This is a genomic window from Auritidibacter ignavus (assembly GCF_003703835.1).
GTDB classification, from domain to species: domain Bacteria; phylum Actinomycetota; class Actinomycetes; order Actinomycetales; family Micrococcaceae; genus Auritidibacter; species Auritidibacter ignavus.
The window spans coordinates 52610-67301 of record NZ_RDQR01000009.1 but is presented as its reverse complement, the minus strand read 5'-3'; the positions used below and the strand labels follow the sequence as shown (position 1 = coordinate 67301).

At 61.9% G+C, this 14692-nt stretch carries 13 protein-coding genes, 1 pseudogene and 1 riboswitch; of the genes and pseudogenes, 5 read left to right on the top strand and 9 right to left on the bottom strand.

Translation table 11 applies throughout. The features are described 5' to 3' along the window. The first annotated feature begins 6 nt into the window (after positions 1–6). Together DYI20_RS06340 and DYI20_RS06335 are read left to right on the top strand one after the other, a co-directional pair. Complete coding sequence (locus DYI20_RS06340) at positions 7–711, top strand: response regulator transcription factor (RefSeq protein WP_122549123.1); 705 nt, start codon at positions 7–9, stop codon at positions 709–711. After that, positions 704–1957, top strand: a complete 1254-nt coding sequence (locus tag DYI20_RS06335; RefSeq protein ID WP_166769946.1) for a sensor histidine kinase — start codon at positions 704–706, stop codon at positions 1955–1957. Before DYI20_RS06340 ends, DYI20_RS06335 begins: the two co-directional genes overlap by 8 nt. Positions 1958–1967: 10 nt before the next feature. Here DYI20_RS06335 and thiC read toward each other — a convergent pair whose 3' ends face one another. From thiC to DYI20_RS06300, 7 genes are all read right to left on the bottom strand, one after another. Further along, positions 1968–3719: a phosphomethylpyrimidine synthase ThiC gene (gene thiC / locus DYI20_RS06330; RefSeq protein WP_122549121.1), complete on the bottom strand. Its 1752-nt coding sequence runs from the start codon at positions 3717–3719 to the stop codon at positions 1968–1970. Beyond that, positions 3717–3828: riboswitch (TPP riboswitch) on the bottom strand. Its footprint overlaps the gene before it by 3 nt. Positions 3829–3917: 89 nt before the next feature. Beyond that, on the bottom strand, positions 3918–4946 hold the full coding sequence (locus DYI20_RS06325; RefSeq protein WP_122549120.1) for a methionine synthase: 1029 nt from the start codon (positions 4944–4946) through the stop codon (positions 3918–3920). Further along, positions 4943–5950 carry a putative oxygenase MesX gene (locus tag DYI20_RS06320; RefSeq protein ID WP_122549119.1) on the bottom strand — a complete coding sequence of 336 codons (1008 nt, stop codon included), beginning with the start codon at positions 5948–5950 and terminating at the stop codon, positions 4943–4945. The genes DYI20_RS06325 and DYI20_RS06320 overlap by 4 nt, the downstream gene beginning before the upstream one ends. Positions 5951–6319: 369 nt before the next feature. Beyond that, the gene (locus DYI20_RS06315) at positions 6320–7732 is read right to left on the bottom strand and encodes an amidase (protein WP_122549118.1); all 1413 of its coding nucleotides are present in this window, start codon (positions 7730–7732) and stop codon (positions 6320–6322) included. A 31-nt stretch (positions 7733–7763) separates the two neighbouring features. Next, a complete protein-coding gene (locus DYI20_RS06310; RefSeq protein ID WP_122549117.1) occupies positions 7764–8756 on the bottom strand; it encodes a D-2-hydroxyacid dehydrogenase in 993 nt (330 codons plus the stop codon). Positions 8757–9299: 543 nt separating this feature from the next. Then, complete coding sequence (locus DYI20_RS06305) at positions 9300–9542, bottom strand: CopG family transcriptional regulator (RefSeq protein WP_110099025.1); 243 nt, start codon at positions 9540–9542, stop codon at positions 9300–9302. 139 nt (positions 9543–9681) lie between these two features. Continuing rightward, a complete protein-coding gene (locus tag DYI20_RS06300) occupies positions 9682–11040 on the bottom strand; it encodes an IS256 family transposase (RefSeq protein WP_110099026.1) in 1359 nt (452 codons plus the stop codon). 109 nt (positions 11041–11149) lie between these two features. Here DYI20_RS06300 and DYI20_RS12940 point away from each other — a divergent pair. Together DYI20_RS12940 and DYI20_RS06295 are read left to right on the top strand one after the other, a co-directional pair. Beyond that, positions 11150–11239 (top strand): annotated as a pseudogene (locus DYI20_RS12940) (recombinase family protein); the annotation flags it as partial. Then, positions 11225–11443: a helix-turn-helix domain-containing protein gene (locus tag DYI20_RS06295; RefSeq protein ID WP_425320827.1), complete on the top strand. Its 219-nt coding sequence runs from the start codon at positions 11225–11227 to the stop codon at positions 11441–11443. The pseudogene DYI20_RS12940 and the gene DYI20_RS06295, both read left to right, overlap by 15 nt. A 44-nt stretch (positions 11444–11487) precedes the next feature. Here the strand turns inward: DYI20_RS06295 and DYI20_RS06290 are convergent, their stop codons facing one another. Then, positions 11488–12654: an ATP-binding cassette domain-containing protein gene (locus tag DYI20_RS06290; protein WP_110099027.1), complete on the bottom strand. Its 1167-nt coding sequence runs from the start codon at positions 12652–12654 to the stop codon at positions 11488–11490. Positions 12655–12663: 9 nt separating this feature from the next. Between DYI20_RS06290 and DYI20_RS06285 the strand changes: the two genes are divergently transcribed. Further along, positions 12664–14181, top strand: coding sequence for a recombinase family protein (locus DYI20_RS06285; protein WP_110122790.1), 1518 nt, complete (start codon positions 12664–12666; stop codon positions 14179–14181). Here the strand turns inward: DYI20_RS06285 and DYI20_RS06280 are convergent. Then, positions 14178–14378 (bottom strand): hypothetical protein, encoded by a 201-nt coding sequence (locus tag DYI20_RS06280; protein ID WP_136089237.1) that lies wholly within the window; start codon positions 14376–14378, stop codon positions 14178–14180. The genes DYI20_RS06285 and DYI20_RS06280 overlap by 4 nt on opposite strands. Between the last annotated feature and the right edge of the window lie 314 nt (positions 14379–14692).

The following is a 14692-nucleotide window of genomic DNA, read 5'->3' as shown; positions in this document are numbered from 1 at the left end:
CCGTTCATGCGGGTATTGATCGTTGAAGACCAGCCGTATCTGGCCGAAGCGATCCGAGACGGACTCGCGTTGTCGTCCATCTCGGCCGATATCGCCACCGATGGCCACCAGGCGTTACACTTGGTGGCCACTATCGACTACGACGTGATGCTGTTGGATCGGGATATCCCCGGGGTACACGGCGACGAGGTCTGCCAGCGCCTGGATGCCGAGGTGGATCGGCCGGCGATCCTGATGGTCACCGCCGCCGGCAGAGTCGAGGAGAAAGTCGACGGACTGTCCTTAGGCGCCGACGACTATCTGACCAAGCCCTTTGAATTCGACGAGCTGGTGGCCCGAGTCCGGGCCTTGGGGCGTCGTCGCTTCACCCCGCGCCCGGCCCAATACCGTGCCGGCGGGGTGAGGCTGGACCCTTTCCGGCACGAGGTCACCCGATCGGGGCGCAACATTCGGCTCAGCCCCAAGGAATTTGCGGTGTTAGAAACGCTGATGCGCGAGCCTGGCCGGGTGATCAGCGCCGAACAGCTGTTGGCCGAAGCCTGGGATGAAAACGCCAACCCGTTCACCCAGTCGGTGAAGGTCACCATCAGCTCCCTGCGCCGCAAGCTCGGCGAGCCCTGGGTGATCCGTACCATCTCCGGGGTGGGCTACACGGTGGATGCCGACCCCGAGCCGGCCCCCACGACCAGCCCGCGGGCCGATCATGACTGAGCAGCCGCCCCAACGGTTGCGCCCGGCCCACCGGTTCAGCGCTCGTACCCGCCTGGCCTTTTCTTACGCGGTGCTGGTCATCATCTGCGGGGCGGTGCTGTTGACGGTGCTGGTGACCTACCTGGGGCTGGGGCCGGACTATTCCTTCGGACGCGTCGGTGCTACCGGCGAGGATGGTTCGGTGCTCATCGTCCCCGATAGCACCCACCCACCGGCCGGGACCGAGGGATCAGAGGTGGCTGATGGCGCCGAGGGCCCCGGCGGCAGTTTCTCTGTCGAGGTTCAAAGCCGCGAAGATCTCATCACGTTGCTGATCACCGTCTCGGTTATTGTGCTGCTGATCTTGGCTGTACTCAGTTCGCTGGTCGCCTGGTGGCTGGCCGGGCGGATGTTGCGTCCGCTGGCCCAGATCAACGAGGCCGCCCAGATCGCTGCCAGTGGCCGGTTGGACCACCGGATCGGACTGAGAGGGCCCCGCGATGAGATCGTCGATCTGGCCCAGACCTTCGATGCGATGCTGGAGAATATTCAGCGCTATAACACCGCCCAACGCCGGTTTGCCGCCAATGCCTCCCACGAGCTACGCACCCCGCTGGCTGCCTCCAAAACCATCCTGGATGTGGCCCGGGCAACCCCCGGTGCCGTGGATCGCCAAGTACTCGAGCGATTGGCCGAACTCAATGCGCGCAGTAGTAGCACCGTGGAGTCCCTACTGGATTTGGCCGAGGCCGAAGCCGGCGGAATTCAGACCGGCCCGGTGGATCTTGCCGAGGTCGCCGAGACGGTGCTCGACCAGTACACCGTCGCCGCCGACGAGCGCGGGCTACAGGTCACCACCGAGTTGGGTCCGGCGGTGGCCGACGCCGACGAGCGATTGCTCGTGCAACTGATGCAGAATCTGGTGGAAAACGCGATCCGGCATAATCGGGATAACGGTGTGCTCACGGTGCGCACCGCAACCCTGGCCCCCGCTAAGCCCCCGGTCGCCACTGATGAGACCGGTGATGTGCAACTGCGGGTGGAGGGTGCCGGTGAGATGATTGCCCCTGAGGTCCTTGCCCATTTGACCGAGCCCTTCCACACGGCCCGGGGCCGCGCCGGTGGCGCCAGCCGTGGGCTCGGTCTGGCGATTGTGGCCGCCATCGTGGAACGCTCCCACGGTGAGCTGGAGCTCACGGCCCGCCCGGGTGGTGGACTGATCGTGACCGTCACGCTCCCACGCGCCAGTGCCGGGCAGACTACGTAACGGGGTCCTCCTAGCGGGCCGGGAACGCCGGGTCCGGAAGGTAGACGGTGCCCCCGGCTTCCCGAAACTCCCGCGCCTTGGCCGCCATGCCCTGTTGCACGATCCGGGCTTGTTCATCGACATTGCCGAACTCATCCCGAATATCTTGCGAGATCCGCATCGAGCAGAATTTCGGCCCGCACATCGAGCAGAAATGCGCGGTCTTAGCCGGTTCGGCCGGCAGGGTCTCGTCGTGGAACTCCTCGGCGGTCTGCGGATCCAACGACAGCCCGAACTGGTCCCGCCACCGGAACTCAAATCGTGCCTTCGACAGCGCATCATCCCGGTCCCGCGCCCCGGGGTGGCCCTTGGCCACATCCGCGGCGTGGGCGGCGATCTTATAGGTGATCACCCCGGTTTTCACGTCATCGCGGTTCGGTAGCCCCAGGTGTTCCTTCGGGGTCACGTAGCACAGCATCGCGGTCCCGTACCGGGCAATCTCAGTGGCGCCGATGGCGCTGGTGATGTGGTCATAGCCCGGGGCAATATCGGTCACCAGCGGCCCGAGCGTGTAGAACGGGGCACCGTGGCAGAGTTCCTGTTGTTTCTCGACATTCTCGCGCACCAAATGCAACGGAATGTGGCCGGGGCCTTCGACCATGACCTGCACGTCGTATTCCCAGGCCCGCTGGGTCAGCTCGGCCAGGGTCTCCAACTCGGCGAACTGCGCATCATCGTTGGCATCGGCCAACGAGCCCGGGCGCAGCCCGTCACCAAGTGAGAAGGCCACATCGTACTGGGCGAAGATCTCGCACAGCTCATCAAAGTTCTCGTACAAAAAGCTCTCCTGATGATGGCCCAGGCACCAGCCGGCCATAATCGAGCCACCGCGGGAGACAATCCCGGTCACCCGCTCGGCGGTCAACGGCACGTAGCGCAACAACACACCGGCGTGGATCGTCATGTAGTCCACACCTTGTTCGCACTGTTCGATCACCGTGTCGCGGAAGATCTCCCAGGTCAGCGCCTGGTGATCACCATTGACTTTCTCCAGCGCCTGGTAGATCGGCACGGTACCGATCGGCACCGGCGAGTTGCGGATAATCCACTCACGGGTGGTGTGAATGTCATCGCCGGTGGACAAATCCATCACGGTATCAGCACCCCACTGGGTGGCCCACTGCATTTTGGAGACCTCTTCAGCGATCGAGGAGGTCACCGCGGAATTTCCAATATTGGCGTTGACCTTCACGCTGAAGGCTTTACCGATAATCATCGGCTCGGATTCGGGGTGGTTGACGTTATTAGGGATAATCGCCCGACCGGCGGCCACCTCGGAACGCACCAGCTCGACATCCACGCCCTCACGCAGGGCCACGAACCGCATTTCCGGGGTGATCTGCCCGTTGCGGGCGTAGTGCATCTGGGTCACCCGACGCCCGGGCCTGGCCCGCAACGGGGCCCGTTGGGCGCCCTGCCACTCTTGGCTGGCCGCCCCACGACGTAGCGCCTTGGCGCCGTCATCTTCCAGCTTCCGGCCGCGGGCCTGGTAGGTCGCCACATCGTCGCGGGCAGAGATCCATTGCTCGCGCAACCCGGACAAACCCCGGACCGGATCCGAGCCGGGCCCGGTGGTGCGATAGACCGTGAACGGTTCATTGCGCTCACCGTTGGGAGAATCATCCTGGCGGATGCGGGTGACCGGGACCTTAATCCCGTGCTCTTCATCAACGAGGTAGTCAGCGCTGTGGGTGGAATAGTTCAGGGGTGAGGTATGCGTCATGCAAGAACTCCTTCTTCCTTCGCCGGCATGACCCGGACAGGTTCAAACGGTGCTCGGACAGCCTCGGTCCGATCTCAGCTCTGTGCTCAGAGCGCCCGTGAGGTCACCCACATCCTACCGAAGTTCAGGCCCATCACACGCGGTGGCCGAGGTTGTTACACCCCGGACCACCGCGTGCACAGCGTTGCCGGTATGGGGTTAGGAGCTCAGTTCTTCTCGCAGGATCGCGGCCCCAGCGCTCAAGGCACGGAGCTTGGCTCGGGCCACATCCCGTGGCAACGGGGCCATCCCGCAGTTGGTGGAGGCCCAGAGGTTTTCGGCATCCACGTGCTTCAGGGCCTGGCGCAACGTGTCAGCGACCTCTTCGGGGGTCTCCACGGTGTGGCTGGCCACATCGATCGCCCCCACCATCAGCTTCTTGCCACCCACCAGCTCAATGAGCTCGATCGGCACGTGCGAGTTGTGAGCTTCCAGCGAGACAATATCAATGCTGGACTGCTGGATCTGGGGGAAGATCTCCTCATACTGACGCCATTCCTCGCCGAGTGTCTTCTTCCACTCGGTATTGGCCTCAATCCCGTAGCCATAACAGACATGCACGGCGGTCTGACAGCTCAGCCCTTGGGCAGCCCGCTCCAGCGCCTGCACGCCCCAGGCCTTGACGTCGTCAAAGAACACGTTGAAGGCCGGCTCATCGAACTGGATAATATCCACTCCGGCTTCGGCGAGTTCTTTGGCTTCTTCATTCAGGATCTCGGCAAATTTCCAGGCCAGCTTCTCCCGGCTACCGTAGTAGTCGTCATACAACGTATCGACCATGGTCATCGGGCCGGGCAGCGCCCATTTGATCGTTGTCTCGGTGTGAGCCCGTAGCTCCCGGGCGTCCTGGACGAACACCGGTCCTTTGCGTGTGACCTCATCGACAACGACCGGCACCGAGGCGTCATAGCGCTCCCGAATGTGGACCACCTTGCGGTTTTCAAAATCCACACCGTTGAGGTTCTCAATGAAGGTGGTCACGAAGTGCTGGCGGGTCTGTTCGCCGTCGCTGACGATATCGATGCCAGCACCGCGTTGCTCGGCCAGGGCCAGCAAGAGAGCGTCGCGTTTGCCTTCGGCCAGTGCCTCGTCTGCCAGTTGCCAGGGCGACCAGAGTTTTTCTGGTTCGGCCAGCCAGGAGGGTTTGGGCAGACTTCCGGCGGAGGTGGTGGGTAGAAGTTTCGTCATCGTGTGGCTCCCTGTGCGTGCGGGTGGTGGTCCGCGTACTGCGACGACCACTGTTCCAAGGTCTCCCGGTGCGGGGTGATGAGCTTCTCCAGGGCAAAATGGCCCTGTTCCACACCGAGCCGGGAGCGTTCCTCCCGGTCATAGGCCACCTGGGTTGGCGAGAAGTCAGTGTGTTCCAGGCTGGGCTGATACACCTCGCCAGCCGGGGTATGAGCGTTGTAGATCTCGGGTCGATAAATCCGCTGGAAGGTCTCCATGGTCGCGATCGTGGAGGCTAGTTCCAGATCGGTGTAGTCGGCTTCCAGATCACCGAAGTGGTAGAACGCCAGCGGGGCAACACTCTTCGGTGGCATGAAGTAGCGGACTGCCATCCCCATCTTGGCGAAGTACTCATCGGTGCGCGAGAACTCATTCTGCCGGTACTCCACTCCTAGCACCGGGTGTTGGTGCTCGGTGCGGTGATAGGTCTTCTTGGTCGAGGCACTAATGCAGATCACCGGTAGCTTGCTGAACTGTTGCTGATAGGCCATGGACTGTACGAAGCCCTTGAAAATATTGCCGTGGAGTACCCCGAAGTCCTGAGGTAACGGCTCATCGCGTTCGGCGTACTCGCGGGCCAGGATGCTGAAGTCGTAGTCACGCACGTAAGAGGAGAAGTTATTCCCCACCACCCCAGGGATGCGTTGCCGCGTCTGGGTGTCGATCACGGTGGTCTGTAGCATTTCGATCACCGGGAAAGAGGACTCCTCAGCGTCCTGGGACGGCAGATCGATGGCCACCGAGACGATATCGAGCTGGACTCGGTAGCGCTGGCCACTGGCATTGCCCTGGGTGATCAACTCGTTGAACCGATCATCGATCATACGCAGGGCAGTGCGCAGGTTCTGCTCACGGTTCTCGCCACGGGCCAGATTGGCGAAGTTGGTGGTCAGCCGGGTACCGTCCAGTGGCTGGTAGTTCTCGTCAAAGCGAGTGTGATTCAGGGTGAAAGTTATCGCTGTCATCGTGGCAACACCACCACAGCACCCGGAGCCTCGCGGTGAATCAGTAGGTGTGAAGAAGAGATCAGACGCATAATGCACTCGCCCGAGGCCAAGCGCTGGACGCGAAGCCCGGGCTCCTGTCCTTTCATAGGTCACTGCCCCTAGAGCGCCCTCGCCATCTGTGAACACACACTAGGAGCACACGGCTGTGTACAAGAGTGTTCGCAGCGGTGCCCGGTCAGTTCATCGCCAGGCGCGAGGCTTCGCATGCGCGCTGCTGGGCACCAGCTTACACAAACGCTCCACGGTCTCTTCGATCATGTCAGCCCCTGCCAGTTCTCGCCGTTTGGGCAGTAACATGTCGTTGCATAACGCGCTTCGACGCGGGTTTTAGGCCGCGTGAGGCCGGATCGGCCGTACGAATTGCTCACCTGTGGCCTGTTCGTAGGCTCGGGCAGCGCGTAGCACCAGCCGGTCTTGGGTGCGGGCCGCGATGATCTGTAACCCCACCGGGAGCCCATCGGCCGGTGACACACCGCAGGGAATAGAGGCTGCCGGTTGCTGGGTCATGTTAAAGGGGTAGGTATAGGGGGTCCACGAGGTCCAGAATTCGCCCTCCCAGTTGACCGGCATCTGAGAGGTGCAGTCGAAGGCGGTGATCGGCATGGTCGGTGTCACCAACAGGTCGTAGGTCTCGTGAAAAGCACCCATGGTCATGCCCAGATCCATCCGCACGGCTTGGGCGCTGAGGTAGTCCAGTGCAGAGGCGTGGTGATATTTTTCGATTCCCTGACGCAGCCCAGGATCGATAGCCTCCAGGGCGTTGGGGCCGTAGGCTTGAAGCACTTTGGCGGCTCCGGTGAACCACAACAGCTGAAACGGCTCAATCGGATCACTGATCGGGGGATCCACCTGCTCGATGTGAGCTCCGTGGTCTTCGAGCAAGTGCACCGCGTCCTCGACCAGGCGTTGCACCTCGGGGTCGTTGTGGCCGAAGCCGAGGGTCGGAGAGTAAGCGATCCGCAAGCCCTGAACCCCGTCGTCGAGTCCTTCGGTGAATGAGCCGATGGGGGTCGGAAGGGCCGACCAGTCGCGGGAGTCGAAACCGGAGATGATGTCCATCATGATCGCGGCATCTGTGACGGTGCGGGTCAGTGGCCCACCGTGGGCCAAGGTTCCAAAGGGTGAGGAGGGGTAGAGGGGCACCGTGCCGTAGGTCGGTTTCAGGGCGACTGTGCCGGTGAAAGAGGCCGGAATACGCACCGAGCCCCCACCGTCGGTGCCCACCGACCAGGGCCCCATCCCGGAGGCCACCGCTGCGGCTCCCCCACCGGAGGATCCTCCCGCGTGTCGGGAGAGATCCCACGGGTTGGTGGTCACGCCGTGGCGAAGGCAGTCGGTGAGGGCCTTCCAAGCAAACTCGGGGGTGGTGACCTTTCCGATAAAGACCGCACCGGCTTCGCGCAACCGTGCCACGGCGGGCGCATCATCGGGCCAGGGCCCGTCTTCGGGGATGAGCCGGCTACCGCGCAGCGTGGGCCAACCCTTGGTCAGGAGCAGATCTTTGATTGAGGTGGGCACACCATCACCGGGGCCCAGGGGCTCCCCGTTTTTCCACCGTCGGGTAGAGTCTGCGGCCATCGACAGGGCCACAGGCCGGTTAACAAGCACGAAGGCATTCAGATCCCCGTTGTACTGGTCGATCCGATCCAGTACGGCTTCGGTGACCTCCACCGGGGTGAAGTCTTGTTGGGCGTACCCTTGCACTAACTCGCTGGCGCTGAGTTCGGCGAGATCGGTCATGCCTGCTCCTGTCACATCGCCCCACCGGTTGCTAGCCCACACCCGGTACGTAGCCGGCGGTCTTATCCACGACATTGTGTAACGGCTGATCGGCCAACCAGCGTTCGGCGTTGTCGAGGAACTGTTCGGCCAGTGCCTCGCGCCAGCCTGTGACATCCCCGGACATATGCGATGAGATCATCACGTTGTCCAACTCCCACAGTTCTGAGGTCTGTGGGAGGGGTTCTTCAGTGAACACATCCAGTGAGGCAAAACCTAAGGGACCGTCACGCAGTGCTGTGATGAGTGCCGGTTCATCCACACTGGGCCCGCGACCGATATTGATCACATGAGCCCCCGGTTTGACCGCGGCGAGCACCTCGGCATCGATGAGCCCGGTGGTGGCAGGGGTCAGTGGTGCCGCATTGATCATCACGTCGAACTCCTCGACGTGCTGGGTGAGATCTTCTGAAAGCACGACCTCGCCGAAGTCCTCATCGCGGTCGCGAGCGCGTCGGCCCGCACCGGTGACGTTCAGTCCGGCCACGCGTAGCATTCGGGCGATCTCTCGTCCGATCGCGCCGGTGCCGATCACCAGGGCCTTGGCGCCTGCGACCCGTGTGGTTTCCCGATGCTTCCACGACTTGGTGGTTTTCAGCCGGTAATTGTCGGCAAAGTCCTTGGCCTCAGCGAGAATCGCGCCGAGCACCCATTCGGCAATAGGCCGGTCAAAGATGCCTTGGGCGTTGGTGACGGTCACTTCGGAGTCACGTAGTTCGTCAAAGAGGAGCGTGTCCACACCGGCCGCGGCGACATGGATCCATTGCAGGTGCTCGGTGGTATGCCAGGCATTTTGGAGCGCATCGGAGAAGAAATCCCACAACAGTAGTCCGTGGGCTCCGGGGAGTTTTTCGGGCAGTTGCTCGGCAGTGGACAACCGAACCTCGGCTCGGTCTTCGATCCTTTCCAGACCGGCAGGGACCGGGCTGGGATGTTCCCGGTCGGAGGGGACGAGAATCGTCAACACCGCACGTGACTGTGACATAAATTACACATTAGAAACCCCGTGTGGAGGCTGTCAACAAGGCTTATTGAGAGCCAGTATTAGAGGCAACGGTGCGACGCTACGATAGCTATGATCCTGAGTCGTGAATGTGCATTCTGCGGCTTATTTCCTAGCCTGACCGACATGCCACGGCGGGGGCCCTTCCCACCGATGTCGACCGCGCACGATCAATACGTGGCTATCGATACGTGGTCACTCCGACCGGTAGATTACTCGTCACTCCGGTCTTGGCCAATCGACGACGTCGCTATCGTTTTTCAGTCTCGCCGCGCCGCCGGCACGTTGCGGGGTCCGACTTTGAGTACAAACGCTATCTCGGAAAGTGCCAGAGGCCGTACATCGCCCCGTTAGCTTATAAGTACACCTGGAATCCGGCAGGATGAAAGGTAGGCCGGTCCGGTTCTTAGGCATGATCGTGTGCCCCCAGTCGTCAATGTAACGGGATGTACAGGTTGCATGCTCATCCTCTTCACCGTTATCTCCTCTCACCGGGGTATGATCGAGTGAGGTTACGAGCCTCGCTCACTGGATCTCGCTGGCTTGGCGTGTGAGTTCGTGCTCGATGGCTCGGCGGATCCAGTTGGAGACGGATCGGTCGTCGGCGGCGCGGTTGCGGACCTCGGTGAGGGTGTCTTCTGGAAGGCATACGGGTACTGGTTCGCTGAGCTTGGCGCGACGGCGAACTGGTGGCCCTTGGGGTGTCTGGTTGTCTGGGTTGGCGTAGTAGGCGTGTTCTTCGTCTGGGGTCATGTTTTTCTTGGTCATCGGTCCTCCCGGTAGCGACGGGCAAGGTGGTTGGCTGCGATGTAGCAGCCAATGGGCCGGCATCTGGTCGGGTCGCCGGTGTTTGACGGGGCTAGCGACACCATGGGGCTTGTCAACTTGAGTGTGTATGGGACGGTTTTCACAGGTAGGGTTCCATGCGGTCGGGGAAGGCCACAGCGAGCTGGGCCAGGGCTTGTTTCCAGTTCGTGGTCTGCTGGCCCTCGATGAGCCGTCCGGCGGCTTTGCGCTGGTGGGCGGGTTTGCCGCGTTCTTTGGCGCGTTCACGGGCTCGTTTGTCCTCGATGTTGCAGATCGCTAGCCAGAACAGTTTCACGACGGCCTCATCGGTGGGGAACTGGGACCGGTTCTTCGTGATCTTGCGCAGCTGATAGTTCAGCGACTCGATCGCATTCGTCGTGTAGATCACCCGTCTAAGGGCTGGCGGGAACGCTAGGAACGGAGTGAACCGGTCCCAGGCGTTGGTCCAGGTCGCGACCGCTGAGGGGTATTTCTGCCCCAGTTCAGAGGCTGCGAACTCGTCTAACGCTGTCTGGGCAGTGTCTTCGTTGGCGGCGGTGTAGATCGCTTTGAGCGCCTTGGACACGGCTTTACGGTCCCGGTAGGCGACGAATCGGTTCGCTGCCCTGATCAGGTGCACCACGCAGGTCTGGACCATCGAGTCCGGCCAGGTCGCCTCGATCGCTTCTGGCAGGCCGGTCAGCCCGTCACAGCAGACGATGAGCACGTCCTTGACCCCACGATTGGCAAGCTCGGCGCACACGTGCGCCCAGAACGAGGCGCCTTCAGTGTTTTGGACCCAGATGCCCAGCACATGCTTGACACCGTCCATATCGACACCGACAGCGATGTGGGCAGCCTTCGGCCGCACCTGACCGTTGTCGCGGACTTTCACCCGGATCGCATCAAGGTAGATGACCGGATAGAACTCCTCCAAGGCCCGGTTCTGCCACTCCATGACCGCATCCAGCACCGCATCAGTGATGTTCGCGATCGTCTCATGAGACAGCTCAGTGCCGATCGTCGACGCCAGGTGATGCTGGATATCCCGGATCGTCATCCCACCGGCATACAAGCTGACGATCATCTCATCAAGCCCGCCCAGCTTCCTGGAGTCCTTCGGCACCAGGACCGGATCGAACGAATCCGCCCGATCCCTGGGCACACTGATATCGATATCTCCGACCTGACTGGCCACGGTCTTGGTATACGAACCATTCCGGGCGTTCACCGGCTTGCCTGTGACCGCCTTACCCGCCCGGTCCCCGGCCTCGTAGCCCAAATGCGAAGTCATCTCCGCCTGCAGGCCACGTTCCAAAGCCTCACGAATCAACACCGGGATCATCCCGCCATCACCAGTCAACTCAATCTCACCGGCATCGATCCGAGCGAACAACCCATCCAGAGCTCCGCTGGCCTTCAACTCAGCAACAACATCAGCACCAGACAGCCGCTCACAACGCTCATGAATTTCACTCATCTACAGATCCTTTCAGACAGGCCCCCATACACAACCCATCTGACAACCCCCTGACGGGTTCTGAAACCTGGATGATCAGTAGTGTCGTACGCTACCGTCCGCTTCCGGCAAGCTGGTCTTTGGAATCTTTGCTGCTCTGGCTGAGTTTGAACGCGAACTGATTTCCGAACGCACCAAGGCCGGACTGGCGTCAGCGCGGGGACGTGGCCGCAAAGATGGACGACCCTACAAAATGACCCCAGCCAAAGTCCTGCTCGCCATGGCGTCCATGGGTCAGCCAGGTACCAAGATCGGTGAGTTGTGCAAAGAACTCGGTGTCACCCGCCAAACCCTCTACCGCCACGTCTCCCCGACAGGGGAACTCCGTCTCGACGGGAAAAAGGTTCTCGGCATCGGAGCATGAAGCGACCGTCTTTGAAAATTCTGTGCCGTGAGCTTCTCGAAACACTAGCTCTCCGACGCATCCGGGTTGGTGAGGTGTTGTGTTCTGCCGTTCCAGTGATTGCGGAGCCATCGATCGTGCGACACGACAATGACTGCTCCGGGGTAGTGTTCTATGGATGCTTCGAGCTCGGTGACCAGCGGCAGCGAGAAGTGGTTCGTTGGCTCATCAAGCATGAGCACCTCGGGTGGGTCGGCCAGAATGATGGCCAGGGCCAGACGGCGGTGTTGTCCGATGCTGAGACTGTCGATCGAGCGGGTGTGGTCGCGGGGATGCAACAGCCCAAACGTTGCTAAAGGGGTTGCTCCTGCGACGGTTGATCCAACGGATTGTTCGTAGACCGCTTGGACGGTCTGACCAGCAAATGCTGAGAAGTCGCTTTCCTGCGTGAGCAGGCCGACGGCCAGACCGGGTTTTCGCATGATGGTGCCGTGATCCGGTGCTAGCTGACCAGCCATGATGGCAAGCAGCGTGGATTTCCCGACCCCGTTAGGGCCGGTAATCAGCAACCGGTCATTCGCGGTAATCGCCAGCGAGGTCGGGGCCAGCCGGTGTGTACTTGCCACCTGCGTTGCCCGGATAAGCTCCTCGTCAGGGGCATAGTGTGGCCCGGTGGTGTAAGCGGCGCCGAGACCCTGGAAGGACAGGTCGCGTGGAGGTTTCACGATCTGACGCTGTTCTAACTCTCGTAACCTGGATCGGGCGTCATTGACTCGACGGGCCACGACTTTGGCGTTGCGATCGGCATAGTATTTCTGGGCCATCCGAATTTCGGTGCGGGGTTTCCAATCCTCGTGGCCGACGACTTGATTTTGGTCCACTGCCGCTCGGAGCCGTTTTAGCTGGGCTTGTTCTTGGTCGTATTGGTTTTGCCAGCGCCGTCGAGCGTCACGTCGATGCTGGATGTAGTCAGAGTATGTGCCCGTAAATCGGGTGATCCCCCTGGTCGTGAGCTGATCCTCGGCCTCGTTAAGTTGATGCGGTTGTGGGGCAGGATCTAAATCGATCAGCGACCGTACCGTGTGATCCAGAAAGGCCCGGTCGTGGCTGGCAATCAGCACAGGTCCTCGCCAGTTGGACACCAAACCGCTGAGGAAATCCACTCCGTCATCATCCAGATGGTTGGTGGGTTCGTCGAGCTCTCGGAGAGGGGGTAGGGAGCATGGGAGCACCTATCTGTCATGGAGACCAGGACAACCACCACAGCAGCGGAGCGACACGATGGCATCAGCCGGGGTCCGGTGGAGGCGATCGTCTACGGGCGGGCTTCGAAGGATCGGACCAAGCGGGAGCGTTCGATCGGGGATCAGATCGAGGACTGCCGCACCTGGTGCGCGCAGCAGGGATGGAGCGTCGCGCACGTCATCAAGGACGCCGATCGGTCGGCTTCGCAGTGGCGCACACGGGAGCGTGAGGGCTGGGAGGAAGCCTTAGAGCTGATCCGCTCGGGCAAGTACGGGGCGCTGGTCTCCTGGGAGCCCTCTCGGGCGGGTCGCGATCTGGCGATCTACGTCCAGCTTCGGGCGGCGTGTCAGCAGTACGGGGTGCTGTACATGACTCATGGGCGGGTCTATGACCTGGACCGTTCTGATGATGCGTTCATGATGGGCTTTGAGTTCCTGCGCGCTGAAGCGGATGCGAACACGATGCGGGAACGCCAGCTGCGGACCTCGCGGTTGCGGGCGCAGAAGGGCAAGCCCCACGGGCGCCTGCCTTATGGCTACCGGCGGGTGTATGACGAGAAGACCCGGGAGCTGATTCGCCAGGAGCCTGACCCGCACACGGGCCAGATTGTCCGCGATATCGCCGAGCAGGTGTTGGCTGGTGCGTCGTTGAACTCGATCGCCATGGGCTTGGAGAAGGCCGGGGAGCCGTTGCCGCAAGGGCCACGGAAGGAGAACACCGCCGGGTGGGTTCCATCGACAGTGCGCCAGTTGCTGAAGAACCCGACAATCGCGGGCAAGCGGGTCTACCGAGGCGAAGTGATCGGGGACGCGGCCTGGGAGCCGTTGATCAGTTGGGAGGACTTCCAACGGATACAGAGCATCCTCAACGACCCCGGACGGCGGGTGCACTTCGGCCAGAATCAACCGAAATCGTTGCTGTCGCATATCGCGAAGTGTCATTACTGCGGGAGGACGTTGAAGCGCAGCGTCCAACGCTACGGCGACCCGGGGACCCCTGCCCCGAGCCGCCGGTATACGTGCAAGTATCCCGGCTGCTACAAGGTCGTCATCGTCCAAGCACCGGCTGATGCGCTGGTCGAAGAAACCCTGCTGAACCTTCTCACCACCCCGGAGACCCTCGCTCGGCTTACTGGTGATACCGCTGACGGTGAGGCCAGTTGGACACAGCGGATGGAAGCCGCCCAGCAGGAACTAGCCGAGTTGCAAGCCCGGCTGGATGACGCCTCAGACCGCTACGCCGCAGGCGAGCTGCCCCTAGAGGTGCTGACTCGCATCGAACAGACGCTGCGCCCACAGATCGACGCCGCGAGGAAGGCAATGATCCCACCAGTGACCGACCCGGGGCTGCGCCAGCTGCTCTCCGGTGAGGACGTGCGCGCTTCCTGGCAGTCGCTGCCGGTCCGGGAGAAGCGCCGGATCATCAAGGCCGTGTTGGATGTGCGGGTGACCTCGGCAACCAAGGGCTGGAACTTCTTCGACCCCACCCGAGTGATCATCAACCTCCGCTACTAGCCCCGACGCTGCCGCTGCTGCTGGTGGTTGTCGAGGACGTGGCGGACCAGGCGCAGGTGCTCATCAATCAACGGTCCCAACCGAGCGGCTGTCTGCGCAGCGACCGTCTCGATCACGGCTTGTTCCTCAGCACTGACGCCCTGCTCCCCGACTGGGGTGAGGGTGGCCGGAGACTCCGTGCGACTGGTGGTGCTCATACCTTCCAGGTGCACCCAGCACACCTGGGCAGACACAACATGAGGGACCGAAATGCGCCACCGACCCTAGATGTTGTGCCCAGGTGAGTTACACTGGTGGCATCCACCCCTCCACGGGGATGGACGGAGCTGCATATATTGCGTTCCCGTTGATAACAGCATCAGCGCAGAGCCAGACAGCTGGCCACACGGTCAGTCAGGTGCTCCCGTCGAGTCGGCGGTACCGCGACCCCTGGTAGGCATCGTCCCTGGCGGGAACGGTCCCGGCGATTCGCCGGGACCACGGAGGCTGCTGACGGGTACAGACATTTTCC